General features: G+C 37.4%; 18 protein-coding genes. 6 read left to right on the top strand and 12 right to left on the bottom strand.

What is annotated here, in order from left to right; all coding sequences use genetic code 11:
- Nucleotides 1-180 precede the first annotated feature (180 nt).
- Nucleotides 181-753, top strand: coding sequence for an HTH-type transcriptional regulator Hpr (locus tag GS400_RS04520; protein ID WP_160099408.1), 573 nt, complete (start codon nt 181-183; stop codon nt 751-753).
- Here GS400_RS04520 and GS400_RS04515 read toward each other — a convergent pair.
- Nucleotides 744-1,088, bottom strand: coding sequence for a DUF1878 family protein (locus GS400_RS04515; protein WP_160099406.1), 345 nt, complete (start codon nt 1,086-1,088; stop codon nt 744-746). The genes GS400_RS04520 and GS400_RS04515 overlap by 10 nt on opposite strands.
- 217 nt (nt 1,089-1,305) lie before the next feature.
- On the opposite strand from GS400_RS04515, the gene GS400_RS04510 reads away from it, so the two are divergent.
- Nucleotides 1,306-1,860 carry a DUF3267 domain-containing protein gene (locus GS400_RS04510; RefSeq protein WP_160099404.1) on the top strand — a complete coding sequence of 185 codons (555 nt, stop codon included), beginning with the start codon at nt 1,306-1,308 and terminating at the stop codon, nt 1,858-1,860.
- A gap of 245 nt (nt 1,861-2,105) precedes the next feature.
- The gene (locus GS400_RS04505) at nt 2,106-2,285 is read left to right on the top strand and encodes a hypothetical protein (RefSeq protein ID WP_081673003.1); all 180 of its coding nucleotides are present in this window, start codon (nt 2,106-2,108) and stop codon (nt 2,283-2,285) included.
- A 208-nt stretch (nt 2,286-2,493) separates the two neighbouring features.
- Here GS400_RS04505 and GS400_RS04500 read toward each other — a convergent pair whose 3' ends face one another.
- A complete protein-coding gene (locus tag GS400_RS04500; RefSeq protein ID WP_160104509.1) occupies nt 2,494-2,580 on the bottom strand; it encodes a YjcZ family sporulation protein in 87 nt (28 codons plus the stop codon).
- 343 nt (nt 2,581-2,923) lie between these two features.
- On the opposite strand from GS400_RS04500, the gene GS400_RS04495 reads away from it, so the two are divergent.
- Nucleotides 2,924-3,811, top strand: coding sequence for a peptidylprolyl isomerase (locus GS400_RS04495; RefSeq protein ID WP_160099402.1), 888 nt, complete (start codon nt 2,924-2,926; stop codon nt 3,809-3,811).
- 39 nt (nt 3,812-3,850) lie between these two features.
- On the opposite strand, the gene GS400_RS04490 is transcribed toward GS400_RS04495, so the two are convergent.
- The 5 genes from GS400_RS04490 to GS400_RS04470 form a co-directional block, all read right to left on the bottom strand.
- Entirely contained in the window at nt 3,851-4,027 is a 177-nt protein-coding gene (locus tag GS400_RS04490) for a sporulation YhaL family protein (RefSeq protein WP_160099400.1), read from the bottom strand.
- 588 nt (nt 4,028-4,615) lie between these two features.
- Nucleotides 4,616-5,572 (bottom strand): 3'-5' exoribonuclease YhaM, encoded by a 957-nt coding sequence (gene yhaM, locus GS400_RS04485; protein WP_160099398.1) that lies wholly within the window; start codon nt 5,570-5,572, stop codon nt 4,616-4,618.
- Between the two features lie 136 nt (nt 5,573-5,708).
- Entirely contained in the window at nt 5,709-6,248 is a 540-nt protein-coding gene (locus tag GS400_RS04480; RefSeq protein ID WP_027447123.1) for a GbsR/MarR family transcriptional regulator, read from the bottom strand.
- A gap of 73 nt (nt 6,249-6,321) precedes the next feature.
- The gene (locus tag GS400_RS04475; RefSeq protein WP_160099396.1) at nt 6,322-9,297 is read right to left on the bottom strand and encodes an ATP-binding protein; all 2,976 of its coding nucleotides are present in this window, start codon (nt 9,295-9,297) and stop codon (nt 6,322-6,324) included.
- A gap of 3 nt (nt 9,298-9,300) precedes the next feature.
- Nucleotides 9,301-10,542 (bottom strand): metallophosphoesterase family protein, encoded by a 1,242-nt coding sequence (locus GS400_RS04470; protein ID WP_160099394.1) that lies wholly within the window; start codon nt 10,540-10,542, stop codon nt 9,301-9,303.
- Nucleotides 10,543-10,661: 119 nt separating this feature from the next.
- Here GS400_RS04470 and GS400_RS04465 point away from each other — a divergent pair, with 119 nt between their 5' ends.
- Nucleotides 10,662-10,817 (top strand): YuzL family protein, encoded by a 156-nt coding sequence (locus GS400_RS04465; protein WP_160099392.1) that lies wholly within the window; start codon nt 10,662-10,664, stop codon nt 10,815-10,817.
- Between the two features lie 69 nt (nt 10,818-10,886).
- Here GS400_RS04465 and GS400_RS04460 read toward each other — a convergent pair whose 3' ends face one another.
- Together GS400_RS04460 and GS400_RS04455 are read right to left on the bottom strand one after the other, a co-directional pair.
- Nucleotides 10,887-12,140 carry an ABC transporter permease gene (locus GS400_RS04460; RefSeq protein WP_160099390.1) on the bottom strand — a complete coding sequence of 418 codons (1,254 nt, stop codon included), beginning with the start codon at nt 12,138-12,140 and terminating at the stop codon, nt 10,887-10,889.
- Entirely contained in the window at nt 12,133-13,032 is a 900-nt protein-coding gene (locus GS400_RS04455; protein WP_160099388.1) for an ABC transporter ATP-binding protein, read from the bottom strand. The genes GS400_RS04460 and GS400_RS04455 overlap by 8 nt, the downstream gene beginning before the upstream one ends.
- Before the next feature lie 175 nt (nt 13,033-13,207).
- Between GS400_RS04455 and GS400_RS04450 the strand changes: the two genes are divergently transcribed.
- The gene (locus GS400_RS04450) at nt 13,208-13,393 is read left to right on the top strand and encodes a YhzD family protein (RefSeq protein ID WP_160099386.1); all 186 of its coding nucleotides are present in this window, start codon (nt 13,208-13,210) and stop codon (nt 13,391-13,393) included.
- Nucleotides 13,394-13,475: 82 nt separating this feature from the next.
- Here GS400_RS04450 and GS400_RS04445 read toward each other — a convergent pair whose 3' ends face one another.
- From GS400_RS04445 to GS400_RS04435, 3 genes are all read right to left on the bottom strand, one after another.
- On the bottom strand, nt 13,476-14,246 hold the full coding sequence (locus GS400_RS04445; protein WP_160099384.1) for an enoyl-CoA hydratase: 771 nt from the start codon (nt 14,244-14,246) through the stop codon (nt 13,476-13,478).
- Nucleotides 14,247-14,379: 133 nt separating this feature from the next.
- Nucleotides 14,380-14,730, bottom strand: coding sequence for a YlbF/YmcA family competence regulator (locus GS400_RS04440; RefSeq protein ID WP_160099382.1), 351 nt, complete (start codon nt 14,728-14,730; stop codon nt 14,380-14,382).
- A 79-nt stretch (nt 14,731-14,809) separates the two neighbouring features.
- Nucleotides 14,810-15,946, bottom strand: coding sequence for a DUF445 domain-containing protein (locus tag GS400_RS04435; protein ID WP_236561133.1), 1,137 nt, complete (start codon nt 15,944-15,946; stop codon nt 14,810-14,812).
- Nucleotides 15,947-16,068 lie beyond the last annotated feature (122 nt).

The raw sequence follows: 16,068 nt of genomic DNA, 5'->3' as shown, positions 1-16,068 counted from the left end.
TTTTAGAAATGTTACCCAATATTTCCCCCTTTTTAAGACCGCCAAAACAGTTTTTTAATGATTTTTCTTAAGAAATTGCACATTAATACTTTGTTCTCGTATGTTTTCTTGGCATAATAATGGTGAATGGTATAAATATATAGATAAAATACATCATTTAATATTGGGGGCGGGGAGTGTATGAATCAAGAATATTCTATCCAGGAGGCACTACTTTATAGCCATAAGATGGCGCAACTAAGTAAAGCTTTATGGAAAGCCATTGAGAAGGATTGGCAACATTGGATCAAGCCATTCAATCTCAATATTAATGAACATCATATATTATGGATTGCATACCAGCTTAATGGAGCTAGTGTTTCTGAAGTCTCTAAGTTTGGTGTTATGCACGTCTCCACAGCATTTAACTTTTCCAAGAAGCTTGAAGAACGTGGCTTATTAACGTTTTCTAAAAGAGAAAATGATAAAAGAAATACGTATATTCAATTGACTGAAGAAGGGGATCGTCTATTGCTTGAGACGATGAAATCCTATAATCCAGAAGAAAATTCATTAATCCAAGGGTCAAACCCTTTGAAAAAAATCTATGGAAAAATGCCTGAATTCTTAGAGTTGTATGCGCTTATTCGTGAAATTTATGGTTCAGAATACATGGATATCTTAGAACGTTCACTTAATAATATTGAAAGCGACTTCGAACAGGAAGATAAGTTAGCAGCACATATTAGTGAAGATGTTCTAAATCAAAAGTAATGATCTTTTTGCCTAATTTTCCTTAGCTGTACCATGACCTCTAGGAATCGCTTCTCTTCAATAAGGGCATCCATAAGTTCATCAGGGTGTAACTTGGGATTTAATTTCCCTGCATAATGTATCAGGAGTCCTGTGAAATCGAGCATTCCAGCTTCTTTTTGCGTTTCAAATTCTTCTCTGATGTTTGAAAGTAACATGATTAGCTCCTGATATTCTTTTTCCGTTACACCTTTTTCAATTAACATTTTCATAAAAGGATATTTTTCTAACTCTTTCATTTGCATTAATAGTTCTACATAAAAGGTCAACGTTTCTATATCGTGGTCCTTTTTCACTATTCATGTCCCTCACTTTTATCTCCATTTTCAAGAGTCCTTCATCATGCGTAATTACGCCTTTCAAAACCCTTTCGATTTTTTTACAGAAACCCTATTGATTTCTTCCACAAAACATCGTATCATTCCATAGAGCCGTTCTTATTTAGATCGTCATTATGTATAAAATTTTACTACATTGTTATAGATATTGTCACAAGTAAGGGGGTTGATGGAGATGAACTTAAACTGCTGGAAATCCTTCAACATCACGAAAGACCTTGGCTCTAATCGCATATACATTTTAAGCCTTATGCTTGGAGTCTTATCGTTTATTTTCTTATATCTACCCTTTGCCATGATTCATCAGAATCATCAAGTTGAAGATCATGGCATGTTACCCGTAGCCATTGCATTATTTTTGTTACCAACCATTCATAAATTGATGCATATGATTCCACTTGTGCTGCTTCATAAGCGCATTCGTGTACGTTGGAAGCTAAAGAAAGGGTTTTTACCTACCTTTTCATACCGCACGTTTTCATCTCTATCAAAGAGGACGTCCATTATTATGGCATTAGCCCCAACGTTACTTTTAACAATACCTGGATTAATTACAAGCTATGTGTTTCCAGGCTACTACGCATATATCATCTTATTTACTTCTGTGAATATAGGATTATCATTCACAGACTTTATATGTGTAAGACAATTCGTAAGAGCACCGAAACAATGCATTATCGAAAATGTGAAAGATGGTTATGACATTTTAATTGATAAATATAAACAGTAATGTAGAATCTGAAAATTAATTTTAGCTCTATACGACATGTTAGAAAGATTGAGTAAAGAGCATTTAGGGTAAGTACTTGTTGAATGGATGGATGGAAAAGATCCCCTCAATGGGTAAACTCCTATGTATAAAAGGAAAAGCACCCGACTCTGGGTGCTTTTATATTTCTATATAAAACTTATATCTGTTCAACTTTTTTATTTTCTGATACAGTATTTTCATAGGTGCAAAAGGAGGTTCGAATCGTGATAATATTTTTTGTACCATTTGCGCTATTTATTTTATTTGTTTTCAACTCACTAACACATTCATTGTGCCTGAAAACAGAAATGTCCAACGAAAAACAACCTAAAGTATTTCGTACCATTAATATCTTAATTACGATTTTACTACTTTCTTCATACTTTGAAGTCTTGTACGCATAAAGGTCCTACCTCCATTGGGGTAGGATTTTTATAATACTTTCCGATTGGCAAGCCTTTTAAGGCGAAGCCAGAGGTTTAGTTGCGCTTATACTTCATTCCTTCAAAATTTTCACTACGTCGAATTGCTTCAAAACTAAAATTTTATACTTTCTTAACGTGTAAAAAAGGCCGCATACTTTTGTATGCAGCCTTTTTTATTTTTAAGATCTTAGTACCACCAAGATGCACCTACGATGATTAACAAAATGAACAATACAACGATTAACGCAAATCCTCCGCCATATCCTTTACCCATGAGTACACCCCCTTTACATGCTGACTAAGATATCGTATGCAAAACAACCATTCGCTGAATAGGCAGATGACTCAATCTGTAAAAAGTTTTCTTATTTTAGGACAATAGCTTAGTCGAGTTAGTAGTGTGTAGTTCTAGGTCAAAGACGTGCTAAAATTAAATAAATTTCCAATCGTCACTCGAATGCCCTATTGTTTTATCTCCTAAATATGTTATATTATTTCAAGGATTGGTTATCAATTCCTAATAAACGAGCTGCTTATGAGTACGCTGTTTATAAAGTCAAATTCTTTAGAGAAGATGGCTTCTGAGAAAAACACATTAGATTAGGAGTGTTTACCTGATGAAACGAATTGCATTAGCAACTGCTTTGACTGCAGGTGTACTTACATTATCTGCATGCAACCAGAGTTCAGCGGATGAATCTGAGGTTGTTGTTGAAACAAAAAATGGAAATGTTACGAAGGAAGAATTCTACCAAGAACTGAAGGAACGATATGGCGACAAGCTACTACATGAAATGGTTGTTACAGAAGTTCTTGATGATAAATACGAAGTAACAGAAGAAGAAGTTAAGAAAGAAGTTCAAAAGTATAAAGACCAATACGGTAATAAATTCGGACAAGCTCTTCAACAAATGGGCATGAAAAATGAGAAGCAATTTAAGAACGTCATTGAGTACAGCCTTCTACAAGAGAAAGCTGCTACAGCTAAAGTTGAAGTAACGGATAAAGAAATTCAACAGCATTATGATCGTATGAAGACTAAAATTGAAGCTAGCCATATCCTTGTAAACAGCCAAGAGAAGGCACAAGAGGTTATGAAAAAGCTTGATAATGGTGCAAAATTTGCTGACCTTGCAAAAGAATATTCTCAAGATCCATCAGGTAAAAATGGTGGTAAACTAGGTACATTCGGACCTGGCCAAATGGTTCAGCCATTTGAAGATGCTGCTTATAGCATGGAAGTGGGCGAAATCAGTAAGCCAGTATCATCTCAATTTGGCCTTCACATTATTAAAGTAACCGATAAAATCGAAAACAAAGATGTGAAACCACTAGAAGAAATCAAAGGCGATATTAAGCGTCAACTTAAGAGCAAAAAGATCGATAAAAACAAAGCTCGCGCTGACATTGACCAATTGATTAAAGACGCAGAAGTAGATATTAAAGATGAAGCATTCAAAGACTTGTTTAAGTCTCCTGAAAAGCAAGATTCATCTTCTAAATAACGATTAAAAAAAGCAAGCGCATAAGCGCTTGCTTTTTTATTATGAACTTTTCGTAGACCTCGCTTCTTGAATTCGATCCATGTATACTTTCCCTTCACGCTCAATGTATTCTTGCTCTTGCTTGTAGTCCTCACGAATTGCTCGAAGTGCCATATATCCACAAAATATAATCAAAAGAACGAGTGCAATAGTCCACAGCGGAATACCTTCAACCATGGAATAACCTCCCTTATATTACCTTGTTTGTACAAGCATATGTGATGAAACAGGTGAATATGACTTATTTACTAATTCTCCTGCAATACACAAGGCCTTATGCAATAATATGGCAGGATTGTTGAAGACTTGAAACTGAGAGGAGTCCGTTGCTATTGAGTAATTTGTTGCAGTCAGTGAAACGGCAAGCCTGTTGTTGCCCCACACGACGTGGGGTAGTTCTACGTTGCCACATGATGTGGCGGTTTTAGTAGAACCTCCATTGTATAGCCTCTTCGTTCCTGCGGGGTCTCGTCTTCCCTTTTTTACCACGACAGTTTGCCGTTTCCTTCCCTCCACGCGATTATGGAGACTAACGGACCATAATTTAGAGATTCCCCTCTCATATTGATTGGAAATCATATTCATAGAAGTTGCTCAGACCCTTGTCATGAGCGGTTCCGTTAGTCTCCATTAGGCAAAGGCGGGCTGCACAAAAGCAACGGAACCATACGCACATTATCTCGATTTCAAGTCTTCCATATAAGGGGGGGTTTATGGAACATCCACACAAAAAGAGCTTGGGATCCCCAAGCTCTTCGTTATGATTTACTCATCATGTTCATTTGTAAATAGCGGCTTATAAAAACTACGGTTATCCATAGCAAAGAGGCGATCTGTAAATTCTCCAGGTTGGACCTTATCCAATGCGCGGTTCAACATATTCATCTTAGCATCCACGAGATCAATAAGATGTAATAGCTCTGCTTCACGTATTAAAGGTGGCTTGGGACTTCCCCACTCAGCTTTACCATGGTGGCTTAAGACCATGTGTTGAAGCATGGTAACCTCTTCTCCTTCAATCCCTAATTCTTTCGCTACCCCACCTATCTCATCCACCATCATCGGAATATGGCCGATTAACTTCCCTTCAAGGGTATAGGAAGGTGTTGCTGCTCCTGATAATTCCTTTAACTTTCCTAAATCATGAAGAATGATTCCAGCATACAGAAGATCAAGATCGATATCCGGATACAATTCTTTTAGCTGTTTCGCCAGGTTTAGCATCGATACTACGTGATGAGCTAAGCCTGATATGTATTCATGGTGATTTTTCACCGCAGCAGGATAGGTTAAAAACGCTTCCTGATAAGTTTTCACAAAGTGCCTTGTAATTCGCTGCAGATTTGGGTTTTTCATTTCAAATATGGCTTCTGTTAAGCGTTCAATCAAGTCTTCCTTTGGAACTGGTGCAGTTTCTAGGAAATCAGATTGATCCACACCATCCGTAGGCTGTGCTGGACGAATAGATTGAATTTTTAGTTGTGGACGTCCTCGATATTGACTGACCTCTCCCGTGATCTTAGCAATCTCTTCAGCTACAAAGGTTTGCTCATCTTCTTTTGTAGCTTCCCATAACTTCGCTTCAATTTCACCAGAAGCATCCTTCAATATTAAGGTTAAAAATGGCTTACCATTACTGGCTACACCTTTTGTAGAAGATTTAATAAGTAAGAAGTTATCAAAAGGTTCCCCAATAGCATGATGACTAATTCCACTTTTCATGATTCTACCTCCCTTTTTCTTTTATCATATCAGATGGTCCGATAGGTGTCTTTTTATGTGTGGTTTCTCCTTATCTCATGACCCAAAATTCCAGATATTAAAAAATTAGAGCGTGATCAACACGCTCTAACCTAAATTAATCCTTTGGTACATATTTAAATATTTCTCCTGACTCCACTACACGAATAAATTTCATCAGCCAACGATAATAATTTTGCGCATAATGAAGACGATCGATGTCGCGCTGAATTTTTCCTTTCAGCTCCTCATCGTCGGTTGAATCAGCGATGGATTGAAGCTCTGCAATAGCTTCATCCGCTTCTTCTATGTTTGTTTCTGTGTGATGACGCCAGCGATTTCCGAATAATGAGGTAAAGGATTTATACCAATCTTCCTCAGACTTATATAAATCTTTACGAACACCTTTCCGGAACGCTGGTTCAACCATCTTCATTTCGGATAGCGTTCTTACCCCAGTAGACATGCTCGTCTTGCTCATCTCTAAAGCGTCACGCATATTATCTAATGTCATGGGTTGATCGGAAAAATACAATGCACCATATAAGCGACCAACAGAAGATGTGATCCCATATAGGTTCATGTTTTTCGCAATCACCTGTATAAACTTTTCGATTGTTTCTTCATATTCTGCCCATTCTTGTTCTTTATCTACCAATGGACGACCCTCCACTAGCTTTATTCGACATGCACCTAGGATATTTTATCACTATTATTCCAGATGTGCGAGGTCATGGCAAATAAAAACTGATTTTTTTATATAAATTTTTTGTACTGTCCTCATTTAACGCTTCAGATTCAGGAGGACATGTTAAGTAAAGGACTTGTTGTGATGTTGAAATTTCACCTAACAATTGAATCATTTCGTGCTTTCTCATCTGATCAAAGTTTACAAAAGCATCATCTATGATAAAAGGTAGAGGATGATGTTCGCTAATAACTCGACTCAAGGCAAGGCGTAAGGATACATATAATTGCTCTTTCGTTCCTTGAGACAACTCATTAGCTTCATAATGATACCCATCTTTAGATTCTACAACAAAAGATTGATTCTGTTTAGGGGGAAATACACGAATATATGCTCCTTTTGTTAGGATGTTGAAAAAGTGATGACAATATTCAATAACAAGTGGCATTCGTTCCTGTTGAAAGATGGCTTTCGTTTTTTGGAGTGTAGAATATGCTACTTGATGTACCGCCCATTCTTTCGCTTGCTCTCTCAACCTATTTTTCTCAAGTATAAAACGGTGGCGTACAGATGAGAAGGATTCGTTTTCCTCTAATCGTTTTAAGATCGATTTTACATCAGCCCACTCTTGACGATTCACTTCCAGCTTTTCACCTAAACGCTCTAAATCATTTTGCAACTGATCTCGTTCTTCAGTTAGATCCTTCTCATCTAGAGTCTGCTCTAACACATCTTGGACAAGAGTATCTTCTATAAAGACAGAAGTTACTTGTTGTTCATTTTGCTCTACCTTTTGTTCGAGCATCAAGACATGTTCATGCTTTTTCCCTTTTCTTAGATAGGCTTCTTCATCTTCTACTTCAGCGATAGAAAACAGGTGATTCATTTCCTTTTGGATCGGCTGCAGCTTCTGAATCCATTCTTGTTCTTGATTGCGAGTCGTTGCTAGTCTCTCTTGTAAATTCTGTTTTTGCTCCTCAATCTTTTCATATCGCTTAAGGTAATGAAACAATGCTTCTATTATAGAACGCACTACCCGTTTATGGTCCATTTCTAACCTATCTGCAACAGAACATACATGTTTTTCAAATTCATGAACTTGTTCTTGTTTTTGATTGCACTTATTCTCTTTATTTTTCCACTCTTTTATCTCTTGTTGTAATTGATTAAGCCGCTGATAGGTTTTAGGCCAATAAACGAATGCAATATTCTCTAAGAAATCAAACTGATGCTTTTGCTCTTCTATTCGTTCGTCTAAACGCTTCTTTCTTTGCTGGAGTGTTCGCATCCATTCTTCATTTTGAATCTCTTCACGTTGAAGTTGTTGCATAACTTGCTTTAAATGTTCAAGTTCACTAAGGATCTGCTCATGTCTATTTAAGTCATGTTGGAACTTTTGTATTTCTTCGTCTGTGTACTGTTGTGTTTCTTGGTATAAAGTTAGATCAAAACTAGTTTGCACAGAAGCTAAGGATTGTTTCAACAACCGAGAACCTAGAATACTGAATACCATAAATAACAATGCTATTCCTGCAATCCACGCATTGGAGAACATAACACTAAGAACAATTCCAACTAAAAATACCAGGCTACCCACTATCAAGAATTGTTTTGCAGATTGTTCACGTTTTTTCTGCTGTTGTTCCAATTGAGCTGTTTGTTTTTCACGTTCCTCTTTTTGCTGGTCAGATAACTTCTGTTTCAATTTCTGCTCTTTGTGTTCCTCTACTACATCTTTGTACCGCTGATACATATCATCAGATAAGGTTTGTGTAGATAATTTTTGTATATCCTCTTCTGTCTGAGTCTTCTGTTCCTTCAGCGCGTTTAATTGATCTTGACTGCTTTCTAGATCCCCTTGTAACTGCTTATGCTCTTCCACAAGGTTTTCCCACAGTTCTTGTGTGTAGAACGGAAGATGTAGGTCGTCAAGTAGATCAAAATCTATCCCCATTCCAAGATCTTGAATAGCTTGCTGAATACGATGCTTGTCTTGCTCTAACTCTTTTTTGATCTGATGATATTCTTCGTCTTGAACCTCATACCATTCTGCTTTATTGGTAACGCTTTTGGCAAGTTCAATTTTCTTCAAATCAAAATTCGGAATTTCCTCAAGTTTCTGTTCATCCTGCTTTCGCGCATTCTCTAACACATTTAGCTCACTCTGAAATGGAAGAAACTGATCTTTTAAATGATAGTAACGCTCTAAACCATCTTCAGGAAAGGAGACTGGTCGATCATATTGAGCCAATTTCTTCTCAGCATCTTGGTAGGCATGTACAGATGATGTAACTTGTATGAGCTTTTCGATATAAGATAATCTCTTTCTACTCTCGATTTGTTTTTCCTGAAGCTCCTGCACCTCTTTTTCCAAGCCTTGCTCTTGATCTTTATAGGTTTGATAGGTTTGTTCTTCTTCTTTTAATCGTTGATACTCTTTTTCCAACTGCTTAACTTTTTGTAATTGTTGATTAATCTCAGGATTCTTCCCACGCTTTTTAAAACGCTGATCCAACTGTTTTTCTAATTGCTTTTCCGTATCATAAATTTGTTTGGATCCTGTCATTCCAATACCGAATAAAACATTCCCGATATCATCTTCTTGCAGGGATTGAATATCTTGAAGACTTTTTAATCCGAATGAAAAAATGGATTCATATGTACTGCGGTCTATTCCATGTAAAAGTTGTTTTAAATAAGATTCATCCGCTTCTTCGCCATTCTGAAAAATACAGCGAGCTTCACCATTTTTCTTGGTGGCAACACGTTCAACAGTGACTGTCCCTTCATTAGGCACAGATAAGTGAAGTCTTCCGCCAACTGAACCTCCTGTTTTAGGTTCAAATGGCTTCCATTTACGTGGAGGGAGATCAAATAATATGTATAAAATAAACTCGTGGAGTGTGGATTTACCGGCTTCATTTTCCCCATAAAGAATCGTTAATCCATCTTCTTCAAATGAAATGGTTTGATTTTGCCACTTTCCAAATCCAAATATTTCTGCTTTTAACAGTTTCAATGCTTAATCTCCCTCCTTTAAAAGCTCACGTAGTAATAGATCTTCAGCATGTTTGGTAATCTCTTCTTTTTCTTCTTCTGAAAAACCTTGAACATATTTTCGAAGAGCATGATGTTGTGTTAATTCACGTAGGTCTTCTTCAACCTCTTCAACCTCTTCAACCTCTTCCATTGTACGAAGCAATTCCCCTACAAAATGAGACCCTTGAGCAAGCTGATTTCGTTCCATACCTTTATCCTTCATGACGTTTAGCTTATGAATCCATATCCAGTTTTCCTGCCCTTCTTCTTGTTCGTTCCATATTTGTCGTAGCTCCTCTTTAATATCAGGAGCCTCCTCACCCCCAGAAGGAATGTCTCCTTTAAGTGTGAGGTGAAGTAAAACTGGAGCGCTCTCTTTACGAAGCTCCTCTTTCCAGTCATAAAGCTTCTGTTCCAGTTCTTTTAGCGTTTCACAACCATTTACATCAATAGAACGAGTTTCGAAACGAATCATCCCAGTAGGTAAAAATTGAAGCGAGTGGCCCGTTTCTGTGAGTTCTACCAGATTACACCCTTTTTCACCATCTTCATTTCGATGTCTGCCTTGAATGTTTCCACTATATAAGATGGGGGGATATTCGCTAAGCTGCTGCCTTTTGTGAATATGACCCAGTGCCCAATAATCTAAACCACGGCTATAAAGGTCTTCAATCCGAAATGGAGCATACACATCGTGATCTGTATTGGTCGCTAAACTACCGTGAAGCATACCGATGTGATACACATCCTCTGATGAAGGAATAAACTCTTCTGCTTTCGGTTCAGTCACAGCTCTCTTTTCATAACTAAACCCATAAATCTCCGCACATTTTTCCTCACCTTTATAATAAGGGATTGAGGTAACCGTTTCTTCATTAAATATATGTACATTATCAGGAAATTCTACAGAATAAAAGCTTCCTCCAAGATGATCATGATTACCATGACTCAGAAAAACATCTATTCCATATTCATGCAGCTTTTCGAAAGCTTTTCGCAAACGTACTTGAGCTTTTAAGCTTCTGCCATCTTGGTCAAATAAATCTCCAACAATTAAAACAAAATCCACTTCATGTTGAATGGCTTGTTGTATCAACCGATCAAAAGCTTGAAACGTACTGTCCCGTACTTGAGCTAACATCTCTTCAGGTAAGTCAAAAAAACCTTGAAACGGACTATCTAAATGAAGATCTGCGCTATGTATAAATTTTATTGTTTCCTTCATACCTATTTCTCCCTGTGTATATAAGTTTGTCTGTATTGTATCAAAGCCAATAGACGAATGCACGTTCGCTTTCATAATTCATCCAAAGCTTGGTCATGCTAAGAATGGAGGTGAGAGTTATGCCAAAACGTAAAAAGGACCCTTCTGAGCGCGGAAAAAGTGCAGCTAGTGTAAAAGGCTCTCCAAACAGCGGACCTGTTGAAAAGTTCCGTGATGAACCTGAAAACCAAACGAATAACATGCAATACAAAAAACAAAACACAGCAGGGGAGTAATCCTCTCGCTGTGTTTTTATTCTTAAGGAATTCTTGGTCGTAGGTGTAGAATTCATTTACATTTACTAATTATGACGATTCTTTTTTCGACAGTTGAATGGCTGTCTTAATATCTTTTAAAGAGGACGACTTCCCATATAATAGCACGCCACCACGATAGATTCGTGCACCAATAATCCCTAGCACAATAATGGTTGCGATAAGAAGTAAGATCGAAATTCCCGCTTGCCAGAAAGGAACATCAAGCATTCCAACTCGTAAAAACATGACCATTGGTGTAAAGAAAGGAATATAGGAAGTAACCGTAATAAGGCTTGAGTCAGGTGCATTTAAACCAAACATCGCCACCATGAATACAACTACAATCATCAATGTCATAGGTGTAATAAGCTGTTGTGCATCTTCAATACGACTTACAAGTGAACCTAACATGGCAGCTAGTGTGGCATAGAGTAAATAACCCAATAAGAAAAACACAATGGCATAGATGATTGTATCCATATCTAGATCGCTTACCCCAAGAAATGCGCCTATTCCATCATCAGACATATTCGCTTTTATAGATTGATACCCTACAATCAGAATCAATCCGAATTGAAGGACACCAAGTAAAGCAATGCCTAGAATCTTTCCAAACATCTGTTTAACAGGCGAAGCACTAGATATAAGAATCTCCATTACCCGAGACGATTTTTCCTTAGCTACATCCATGGCAATCATATTCCCATACATAATAACGCCCATATATAAAAGGAATAACATAATATATACGAGTCCACGTGCTTTATTTAACTCCTCTTGTGTTTTCGCATTTTCTTGAAGAGCAACCTTTTCAAATGCTACTGGTGCGTATATTTGTTGGATGGTACCTTGGTCAATTCCTGCCTTTTCTGTAGCCACAGCTACTTTTAACTGTTGGATGGCTTGCTGCAAGCGACCACTTACTTTGTTTTCAGCAATTTGGTTAGCAAAATACTGGGCTTTTGGAATGTTTGACTCATTATAGGTTAAATGTAAATAACCTTTGTACTCTTCATCCTTAACAGCTTGTTTCGCTTCCTCTTCTGTACCATCAAACTCTTGAACATGTACAACATCCTTCTGTGTGGATAGTTGCTGCTCCAATCTTGTAAATAATTCTCCACTCTCATCCATAACAGCTACCTGAGCTGCATTTTCGCCCCCTCCAAATTGATCCATAATTCTATCAATATTCGTTATCCCTAGCACGAATATTAAACTAATAACTGTCGTCCAAATAAACGCTTTTGATTTTAGTCGTGACATAAATGTATGGGTGAAAATAATCCAAAATTTATTCATAGGAATCACCTACCTTTTCTATGAAAATATCATTAAGAGATGGTTCCTCTAAATCAAAGGTTCGGACAAACCCTTTTCCTGAAATGGCTTGGAATACATCCTGTGACACTTGTTCACTCTCCACTTGAAGTTCGCATCCCTCTGTAGAAGGCTTATAGCTTATGACACCCGGCAAACCTTTTAAATAGTTCAAGTCAAAGTCAGCATGGACAACTACGTTTTTCTTACCAAAAGATCGCTTAATGTCTTTTAGTCCTCCATGAACAACAGGCTGACCTTTATGTAATATGCATAAATGTTCACACAGTTCTTCTACATGATCCATACGGTGTGATGAGAAGACAATAGAAGTTCCTGATTCTTTTAAATTAATAACAGCCTTCTTTAAGACCTCGACATTAACCGGGTCCAATCCAGAAAATGGCTCATCTAAGATTAATAATTTCGGTTTATGTATCACCGCTGAAATGAATTGAATCTTTTGCTGATTCCCTTTCGATAGCTCTTCAATTTTTTTATTTTTATATTCCGGCACGTTAAAACGCTCTAGCCAGCCATCTAATTCTCGTATGATATCAGATTTATTCATACCACGAAGACGACCTAAATAAATCAATTGATCTTTTACGGTTAATTTAGGATACAACCCTCGCTCTTCGGGTAAATAACCAATAAGGTGACTTTTACTGTAGTTTATAGCACCATCATTCCAAGTAATATTACCTTCAGATGCATCAATTAAGCCAAGGATCATTCGAAATGTTGTTGTTTTACCAGCTCCATTTGCACCTAGAAAGCCGAAAATTTGGTTTTCTGGTATTTGAAGCGATAACTGATCCACAGCAGTAAAGGATCCAAATCGCTTTGTTACATTGTTCAGGGATAATGTCATTTTGTTACTCCTCCTTCTGTCTCAATTATACGTCAGAAGTGAGTTAAAAGTTTCATAAGTTTCCTCAGGTGTAATGATATAGTATAAGGAAGAAAATCCCTCATCATTTTCATGAAGGAATTCGACAAGATTTTTCGAATAAAGTAAGTGGTCAATTGTTAAGGAGGAATCAATCATGAAAGCCTATGTATTAACTGTATTCGCACAAGATGGAACTCAATTGTTAGAAGAAAGCTTCGAAGCTCCTAATGATGATGATGCTAAAAAAATTGGTCAACAAAAGCTAGCTGACCAAGGTTATGAAGATCATACACATCGTTGCGTAGCTCCTGAAGGACATATGGTGTTGTTTCATCGGTAAATAGAAACTAAAAATGAGCATCCATTGCTGTTATGCTAATGGATGCTCATTTTTTTGTTTTACTATAATGCACATCTTATACTTATTTCCCTATAAAATGTGGTTCTCGTTTTTGCATGAAAGCCTGTACACCTTCTTTATGATCCTGTGTACCACGTAGTTTGTATTGTAAGTTTCTTTCTTGTTCCATATAACTTTGAAGCTCTTTAATGCGATTTCGATGATAAACTTGTTTCGTTGCAATCATGGCTTGTAGAGGGCGCTTCTGCCATGCTTTTGCAAGGTTTATCGCAGCATTCTCCGCTTCCTCTTCAGTTATTTCATCCACTAACCCTTCTTCATATGCTTCAGGTGCCGCTAGAGACTTTCCATGCCAAGCAAACTGTTTCGCTTTATGAACACCTAAGCGCTCTTGAAGCCAGAAATGGCCGCCACCATCTGGTAAAAGGCCAATACCTATGAAGTTCATAGAAAGCTTCGATTGATTATGGGCGAGTACATAATCAGACGATAATGCTATGCTAAGCCCCAGTCCAACCGCAGACCCATGAACAGCTGAAATGATTAACTTCGGCATTAGATAAATCGTTTCTATAATCTCTTCAATTACTCCCATTACATCATGAAATGAATCTTCACCATGTAGACTTTCCATCATCGACACATCTCCACCAGCACAAAAACCTTTGCCTTCACCAGATAAAATGACAATGGAGTCGTCATTTTGTTCAATCGTTTTTAAACGATCTCTTAGTTCCTCTAGACTTTCTACATTTAGTGCATTTAACTTGTCGGGTCTCGTAAACTTTAGGTGTGTAATGCCATGTTCAGTTTTTACATTATAATAACTCATTCAAGGATCCCCCTAATTTTAAGAAAACTGAATACTTATTCATTTATTATGTATTTCGATGAAAATCATAAAATCCCTGCTTTTAAAAGCAAAAAAAACGCCAGAGTTCTACACCCTGGCGTTCTTCATATCTTTATTGTTCATCTGCACCGTAAAGTTCTTCAAGTGGCTTCGTGATGATTTTGCTAACGTCGTTAATCACTGTGTTAAGACGCTGCTCCTCTTCCATAAGCTTTGAGATTTGTGGATGCTGTTGTACAGTTTCCACTACTTTACGAGCTTCTTCTACTTCTTCTTCAGAAATTTCTTGGCCTTGCATTTGTTTTTGCTGAAGCTCGATTTGCGTGTTACGGAAGTTATCGAACATTTGCTTTGCGTTCTCATCTGCCATAACAGCTTCATAAGCTTGTTTTAAGCCTTGAAATTCTTCGCTTTCGCGAATTGCTCTTTCTAGTTCATTTGCCTGATCATAAATATTTGCCATGAATTAAATCCTCCTCGTTCTTTATCCTCTACCACTATAACAGACCATATCTACTGTGTATAGGAATTGCACAAATCGTTTAGCCCATCATCAGAATGATTCCCGCTTGAATTAAACCTATGATTCCTCCAAGAAGGGCACCAAGGTATGTAATCAGCTTAAATTCTTTTCGTGATATATCCAATACCATGCGCTCCAACCGTTCAACGGAAAACGATTCAACTTCTTGTTTAACCACATCAGATAAATGGAGTTTGCTCATAATATCAGGAATGCGATTTGATAAAAAGTCACCGGTTTTGTGAACAAGTTTTGGAACGAAATGCTCTACAATATAGGTTTGATATTTTCCTGTTATATCCTGAACTGAACGATTGAGCCATTCTTCTACAGGAAGTGCGTCTGCTACGGTAGTTGCAATCACCTCTGCTGTTACGTCTGCTCCAAGTTTATCTTCATAGTAGCGAACAGGTTTATTCAGCCACTTTTCCCATTCCTCTTCTAAAATTCTTTTCAGCCAAAGCTTAGCATCCTGAGAGCGAAGATAATCCGAAACAGCAGGTTGAATGCGTTCTGCTAATCCATCTGTACCAATAAACGATGAAACCATGTTAGCGAGAAATCCTTGTCCTTCAAGATAATTCTCAATCATGTTTGTTATCTTTTGCCTACCTTCATAGCTCGAGATGTATTCCTCTAGGTTATGAAGGACATATTCGCTCACTTGCTCCATCGCTTCTTTTCCCTTATGGTCCCAGTTTGGCCCAATAAGTGTTCGAATAGACTTCTGTCTTTGATTTTTCATCATTTGATGATAACGCTCATGGGCAAATGAATAGACACTTTTATGAATTTGATCACGATCTATTGAGATATCTAGTTCACTCATCCACTCTTTTAAAGATCGATCACTCTTTAACATCGAAGACACTTCTTGTTGTGCCCAACCCACCATTTGATTTTGGAAAGCATCATCATGCAGTTTCTTTCGTAAACCTTCTGGTGTCAGAAGGTGCTCTACCACCATTTTACCTAACTGATCAGCAAGCTCCTGGCGTCGCTTAGGAATCAATCCAGGAGTAAATGGAACCTTTATTTTTCCAACGTACTTCGCTGTAAATGGTCGAAAAAGCATTTTAATTGCCAAAGAGTTTGTGACCCCACCAATTAAGGCACCTACGCCCATCATTAATAAAATCATAACGATCGTATTCATAAGATCTACCTTTCTCTATTACAATCTCGTCTTTTTGAAGAGTACTTCTGCTTCCCTAGCACTATTCCCTTCCATAAAATTTTATACTCTCTTAAGGAATAAGAAAAGCATGTTTACCTCTA

The organism is Pontibacillus sp. HMF3514, from assembly GCF_009858175.1.
In the GTDB taxonomy this organism is placed as follows: domain Bacteria; phylum Bacillota; class Bacilli; order Bacillales; family BH030062; genus Pontibacillus.
Note: the sequence above shows the minus strand (reverse complement) of the source record. Positions and strands in the feature narration are given on the sequence as shown.

Bases quoted from the DNA above. Each gene is read 5' to 3' on its own strand.
- GS400_RS04520 (WP_160099408.1), top strand. From the start codon at position 181: ATGAATCAAGAATATTCTATCCAGGAGGCACTACTTTATAGCCATAAG.
- GS400_RS04510 (WP_160099404.1), top strand. From the start codon at position 1,306: ATGAACTTAAACTGCTGGAAATCCTTCAACATCACGAAAGACCTTGGC.
- GS400_RS04500 (WP_160104509.1), bottom strand. From the start codon at position 2,580: ATGGGTAAAGGATATGGCGGAGGATTTGCGTTAATCGTTGTATTGTTC.
- GS400_RS04495 (WP_160099402.1), top strand. From the start codon at position 2,924: ATGAAACGAATTGCATTAGCAACTGCTTTGACTGCAGGTGTACTTACA.
- GS400_RS04490 (WP_160099400.1), bottom strand. From the start codon at position 4,027: ATGGTTGAAGGTATTCCGCTGTGGACTATTGCACTCGTTCTTTTGATT.
- yhaM (WP_160099398.1), bottom strand. From the start codon at position 5,572: ATGAAAAGTGGAATTAGTCATCATGCTATTGGGGAACCTTTTGATAAC.
- GS400_RS04470 (WP_160099394.1), bottom strand. From the start codon at position 10,542: ATGAAGGAAACAATAAAATTTATACATAGCGCAGATCTTCATTTAGAT.
- GS400_RS04465 (WP_160099392.1), top strand. From the start codon at position 10,662: ATGCCAAAACGTAAAAAGGACCCTTCTGAGCGCGGAAAAAGTGCAGCT.
- GS400_RS04460 (WP_160099390.1), bottom strand. From the start codon at position 12,140: ATGAATAAATTTTGGATTATTTTCACCCATACATTTATGTCACGACTA.
- GS400_RS04455 (WP_160099388.1), bottom strand. From the start codon at position 13,032: ATGACATTATCCCTGAACAATGTAACAAAGCGATTTGGATCCTTTACT.
- GS400_RS04450 (WP_160099386.1), top strand. From the start codon at position 13,208: ATGAAAGCCTATGTATTAACTGTATTCGCACAAGATGGAACTCAATTG.
- GS400_RS04445 (WP_160099384.1), bottom strand. From the start codon at position 14,246: ATGAGTTATTATAATGTAAAAACTGAACATGGCATTACACACCTAAAG.
- GS400_RS04440 (WP_160099382.1), bottom strand. From the start codon at position 14,730: ATGGCAAATATTTATGATCAGGCAAATGAACTAGAAAGAGCAATTCGC.
- GS400_RS04435 (WP_236561133.1), bottom strand. From the start codon at position 15,946: ATGAATACGATCGTTATGATTTTATTAATGATGGGCGTAGGTGCCTTA.